The organism is Mesorhizobium sp. M1A.F.Ca.ET.072.01.1.1 (assembly GCF_004023325.1).
GTDB lineage: Bacteria > Pseudomonadota > Alphaproteobacteria > Rhizobiales > Rhizobiaceae > Mesorhizobium.
In genome coordinates this window covers 1-5,919 of the sequence record NZ_RZSF01000377.1, presented here as the reverse complement: position 1 = coordinate 5,919, position 5,919 = coordinate 1, and the positions used below count along the sequence as shown (strand labels likewise).

2 protein-coding genes and 1 pseudogene are annotated in these 5,919 nt (G+C 64.5%); 2 read left to right on the top strand and 1 reads right to left on the bottom strand.

The annotated features are described in order from the left end of the window. A partial coding sequence (locus EOA32_RS32085) for a PAN/Apple domain-containing protein (protein ID WP_245499453.1) occupies nucleotides 1–1,505 on the bottom strand: 1,505 nt, incomplete at its 3' end. Nucleotides 1,506–1,783: 278 nt separating this feature from the next. On the opposite strand from EOA32_RS32085, the gene EOA32_RS32080 reads away from it, so the two are divergent. Then, on the top strand, nucleotides 1,784–3,712 hold the full coding sequence (locus EOA32_RS32080; protein ID WP_066990558.1) for an autotransporter assembly complex family protein: 1,929 nt from the start codon (nucleotides 1,784–1,786) through the stop codon (nucleotides 3,710–3,712). A 2-nt stretch (nucleotides 3,713–3,714) separates the two neighbouring features. Then, nucleotides 3,715–5,919 (top strand): annotated as a pseudogene (locus EOA32_RS32075) (translocation/assembly module TamB); the annotation flags it as partial.

Genomic DNA, 5,919 nt, shown 5'->3' with positions numbered 1-5,919 from the left:
CCGGTATAGGTGGACAGACCGATATCGGAAACGACGAACCACTGGGTGGCGCGCGAACCATAATCGTCGCTCTTGTCGTCGACCGGCTGGGCGGTCAGGACATAGACGCCGGGCTTGCGCTGCGGGATCGCTTCGTCGACCGGGAAGGAGGTGGTGACCTCCTTGTTGAGGTCGTTGGCGATGTCGAGCGTGCCTTCCCAGACCGGCTCGCCCATCTGGTCGGAGATGGTGGAAATGTCGTAGCCGTCGAGCTGATGCAGGAACTGGTAGCCGGACAGAAGCTGCGCCAGCGATCGGTCGCCGATGCGGTAGAGCTTCATCTTGGCGGCGCTCATGTTGACGGTGACGACCGGAATGCCGCGGCGGGCGCCGGCCGGCAGCACGAAGCTGTCGCCGGTGAAGCGGGCGGACGGGGCGCGGTCCTGGACATAGATCGACAGCACGACCGGAGCGGCAATCGTCTCGCCGATCGCGGCCGGCAGACCGGCGCGGAAGGTCACGTCATAGTGCTGGCCATGTTCAAGCCCTTCGACGCAGATCTGCTTGTCCTTGGCTTCGACAGCCTTGGGAGCGGCATTGTCGACGGTGACGAACTGCGAATAGTCGACGCCGGTCTTCACCAAGTCCTCGGAGAACTGGGCGCAGATGCGCGGCGAAGAGGAATCGGCATCGACGGAATGGTCGATGACGCGGAAACCCTTGCGTGCCTTGAGGTCGGCGTAGTCGGCCTGCACGGCTGGCGAGTTCACCAGCGCAAGGCTCGCCTCATAGGCCTGAATGGCCGGCCGGAAAAGGTCGCGCTTGTCGAGGCCGGCGGCAAGCAGCGCCAGCGCCTCGGCGCGGGTCTTTGCCGTGCGCACCAGCTTATAGGCGTTGAAAGCGGCCGAGGTGACGTTTGCCGGCAGGGTCGAGGGGTCGGAAGTGTTGGAAGCCGGCTGCACGCCGAGCGTCTCGCGCGCCAGCGCCAGCCAGAGCGCGCCGTCGTCGGGCAGGACGGACAGCGCCGCCTGGTATTTCTGCACGGCCAGGCGATGGTCGCCGGTCAGCGCTGCCTGCTCGGCCGCAGCCTGAAGTGCGGCCAGCCCTTCGGTCGGCTTGTCATACGCCGGATCGGTCAGCTTGTTGCGGAACTGCTGGGCCTGATCGGCCATCCAGTTGGGGAAGAAGGCAAGTGGAGGCGCCGCGCCGATATCGGTGTCGCCATCGACGTTTGCGACTTTGCCGGCGACGGCGCCGCTGAAGGGTTTCAGCTGATTGTAGTCGGATTTGAGAAAGCACCATTTGGCCTTCGTGTTGTAGGTGAAGGCGCGGCAGGCGGGGTCGCCGAGGCATGTGGTCTTGCATTGGTCGAGGCTGACATTCTGGTCGGACCTGAGGTCGAAACCGAAATAGTCGGAGTTGTCGGTCGTCACGATTCGCCGGGGTTCGGCCGCTTGCGCGGCTCCGCTCAAGGCAAAGAACAGAAGAATGAGGAAAGAGAGACCACGAGCCGCGCGCATTGCCATATCACCCTCCCGACATTGCAGCGTCCGGGCATGATCAAGCATCAAACAGGCTTGTCAACGCCGAACGCGGCAGGTTTTCAACCCGCCAACGGTTTCCATGCCGGCCACAGGCCGGTATTTCGACAGAACCTCCATGGGACAAGGGTTCACGCTTTCTTGCGAAGGCGCAAAAGGTGTGAATTCCAAGCCCGGTCTATTTCAGACAATTGGATTGTGGCCCCTTTACGAGCGTTTCAGAACTTCATTCCAATTTTAGTTTTGTCGTCTAGGTTAGCGTAATGCCGGCGTATGAAACGCAGATGTCAGGAGGGATCGCGCCAGGGCGCGGGCTTCCGCGCGCCCTGCTTTTGGCGCTCGTCTGCGCGGCCATGCTCGCCGGCGAAGCGCGGCCGGCGGCTGCTTTCGAGATTTTCGGCATCAAGCTTTGGGGCTCGTCCAAGGACGAGGATGCCGACATCGTCGATCCGCTGCGCTATTCGGTGACCATTGACGCTCCCGATGCCGACAAGGATCTGGTCAAGAAGCTGGAAGATGCCTCGGCGCTCAAAAATGACGAGGAGCATCCGGTATCGGGGTCGCTCGGCTTGATGGCCAAGGCGCGCAGCGACCGCGAGCAACTCGTTGCCGCCCTTTATGCCGACGCCCGCTACGAGGGCGTGGTCACCATCACCATAGAGGGCAAGTCCATCGACGAACTGCCGCCGGACGCCGAATTCAAGGGGCCGCAGCCCATTCCGGTGGTCGTCAGCATTGCCGCCGGGCCGAAATTCACCCTCGGCGACATCAGACTGAAAGGCGACGCGGCCGGCCTGGCGAGCGCCGATTTCGGCCTGATCGCGGGCGGCGACGCCAGTTCGGGTGCCGTGCTCAAGGCCGAAGCGGCGATCGTGCGAGCGCTCAAGGAGGAGGGCAGGCCGCTAGCCAAGGTGACGGATCGCGAGATCGTCGCAGACCATGACACCTCGACGCTCGACGTGACACTGACGGTCGCGGCCGGCCCGGTCGCCGGCTATGGCGACACCACCGTCGAGGGCACCGAAAAGGTCGATCGCGACTTCACCGAATACATGACCGACCTAAAGCGGGGCCAGCAATATTCGCCGCAAGAGATTGACGATGCCCGCGATCGGCTGCTCGGGCTCGAAGTCTTCAACAGCGTGACCATCAAGGAGGGCGAGAGCCTCGACGCCCAAGGTAACATTCCGATCGACGTCCAGGTGAGCGAGCGCAAGCCGCGCTTTTTCGGCGTCGGCGGCACGTTTTCGAACACGGAAGGACTGGGGCTCGAAGGCTATTGGGGCCACCGCAACCTGTTCGGCCAGGCAGAGAAGCTGCGCATCGACGGCTCCATCAGCGGCATCGGCAGCAACAGCATTTCCGCGCTCAACTACAATGCCGGCATCATGTTCGAGAAGCCGGGGGTGCTCGGGCCGACATCGAAGTTCTTCACCGGCGTCAAGACCGTGTTGGAGCACCCCGACGCCTATGACCATTTCTCGGTCAAGGGCGACGTTGGAGTCTCCTACGACCTCGACAAGAGGCAGCGGGTCTCGGCTGAATTCGACCTCGACTACTCGAGGATCACCGACGCCTTCGGCAAGCACACCTATCTGATCGCCAGCATTCCGCTGCAATATGTCTATGACAGCCGCGACAACAAGCTCAACCCGACCAGGGGTTTCCGGGCGCTCGCCTATGCCGAGCCGAGCTACGACATTTTGAACGGCGCGACGTTCCTCAAGCTGAAGGGCGAAGGCTCGGCTTACCAGTCGCTCGATACGGCGAGCAAATTCATCCTCGCCGAACGCGCCACGCTCGGCTCGATCGTTGGCACGGGGCTGCAGAATGTTCCGGCCGACAGGCGCTTCTATTCCGGCGGCGGCGGCTCGGTGCGCGGCTATGCCTATCAAGGTATCGGCCCGAAGGACATCGACGGCCAGCCGATCGGCGGCCTGTCCCTGTTCGAGACCTCGGTCGAGATGCGCATGGCCGTCACCGACACGATCGGCATCGTTCCGTTCGTCGATGCCGGCACGGTCTCGACCAAATCCTTCCCCGATTTCTCCGACGTCAAGGTCGGCGCCGGCGTCGGTCTGCGCTATCTTACGCCATTCGGGCCGCTGCGCATCGACGCCGCCGTGCCGCTCAACCGCGATCCGGGCGATCCGCATTTCGGCCTCTATGCCGGCATCGGTCAGGCGTTCTAATGATGAGGATATTCTGGCGCATCCTTCGTATCTGCCTTTACACGCTGCTCCTGCTGCTGGTGGTGGCGATCGGCGCGCTCGGCGTGCTGACCGGCACCGAAGGCGGCCGTCAGAATCTCGCCGGTCTGATCTCGAAGCTGGCCTCGACCGAGGACCGCAAGATCACCGTCAGCGGTATCGAAGGCATCTGGTCCGGTCAGCTCAGGCTCGATCATGTCGTGCTGGAGGATCGCACGGGGCCCTGGCTGGTGGCGCGCAAGGTGGCGCTCGACTGGTCACCGACGGCGCTTTTGTCGCGCAACTTCAACGCCGATCGCATCGAAGCCGAGCGGATCGAGTTGGCGCGGCTGCCACAAGCCGGCCAACAGCCGTCGCAAGGCGCATCGAACAGTCTGCCGGTCTCGATCGAAGTCAAAGAGATCGAGCTGCCGGAGATCGCGCTCGGGCAAGAGCTCGCCGGCAGCGGCATTGCCGAACTTGCCGCCAAGGGTTCGCTCAAGGCCGATCCATCGCCGCTGGCGATCGACACGGTGCTCAAAGTCGCCCGCCGCGACGGCAAGCAGGGCAATGTCGACGCCAAGGTCCGTTTCGCGCCGGCCGACAACAAGCTCGACCTCGATCTCAAGGCATCAGAGCCGGCCGGCGGCATCATTGCCAATTTGCTCAAGCTCCCCGATGCGCCGCCCGTCGATATCGTCGTCTCCGGCACGGGGCCGCTCGCCAATTGGAACGGCATCGGCACCTTCGTCGTCGACCGTCAGATCGTCGCCCAGCTCACCGGCCGCCATCAGTTGAGCGACAAGGGCCACTATATCGAGGCCAAAGGCGACGGCGAATTCGAGCGCTTCCTGCCCGAGAAGTTCAAGTCGCTGTTTGCCGGCAAGACGAACTTCGACGTGGCCGGGACGGCGACCACGACAGGCGGGATCGATATCGAGCGCGCAATTGTAGAGAGCGGCGCCGTGCATGGCACGGCCACCGGCAATGTCGACCCGACGGGCGCCAGCGATCTTGCCGTCGAGCTCTCCGCCAAGGACAAGCCCGTCACCATCGACGTCGGCACCAGCGCGGTGCCGATCCTGGTCGCGGTCGAGAAGGCGACCGCACGCGCCTTTGGCGACGGCAAGGCGCCGATAGTCGACATCGGCACCTCCTTGGCCTCGATCGCCGTCGGCGGCACGCAGCTCAACAATGTGACGGGACAGGTCCATTCCGACGGCTTCGACGTCGCGACCCGCACCGGGCCGGTCAATGTCAAGCTCGCGGCCGCCGGTCTGAAGACCGACGTGGCGACCCTGGCGCCGCTGGTGACGGGCAAGCTAGCCGCCGATCTCGCCGGTTCGATCAGCCGAGACACCGTAACCGTCGACCAGGGCACGTTGCGCAGCGATGCGCTCAATGCCGCGCTGACCGCCGGCGTCTCGCTCGCCGATCTGTCGATGACGCTGAAAATGAACGCCGACGCCGTATCGAAGGCGCTGCCGCCGCAGATCAGCTCGCTGCTTGGCGACCGGGTGAAATTCTCGGCTACCGCGACCCGGGATCCGGAAGGCGCTTTCGCGGCCAACGAGCTGGAGCTCACCTCGGGCTCGCTCAGCGCCAGCGGCACGGCCAGCGCGCAAGGCTCGGACATCCAGGCAAACGTAAAGGGAACGCTGGGCGATGTATCGGCGCTGTCGTCGCTGGCGGGCACGCCGCTTGCCGGCGGGGTCAATTTCGCGCTGACCGCCAGCGGTCCGCGCTGGGCGCCGGATTTCTCGGTGTCGGCCGACAGCGCGAGCCTGACGGCGGCCGGCCGCACGGTGAAGGACATCAAGCTCTCGGCGAAGGGCAAAGCGGACATCGCCAACCCCTCGGCCGATATCTCGCTGACGGGGAGCGTCGAGGAGCAGCCGCTCGACATCGAGGCGTCGTTGGTGACTGCCGCCGGCAAGCGCGCGATCAGGGGGCTCAGCCTTGCACTCGGCGACAACAAGGTTTCGGGCGACCTTGCGCTTGACGAAGCTTTCCTGCCGCTCGGCACGCTGACGCTGGCCGTTCCCGATGTCGGCCCGCTGGCGGCGCTAGGTGGCCAGACGGCGACCGGCGATATCAACGGCACGATCGCCTTCGCCAAGGATGGCGCGGCTCCGAACCTCACCATCAATGCGGCCAGCACATCGATCGCCCGCGGCGAACTGGCCGCGAAGGCGATCACCGTCAACGCG

What these genes read in the sequence shown, in the direction of transcription:
- EOA32_RS32080 (WP_066990558.1), top strand. Translation starts at nt 1,784, where the DNA reads ATGCCGGCGTATGAAACGCAGATGTCAGGAGGGATCGCGCCAGGGCGC.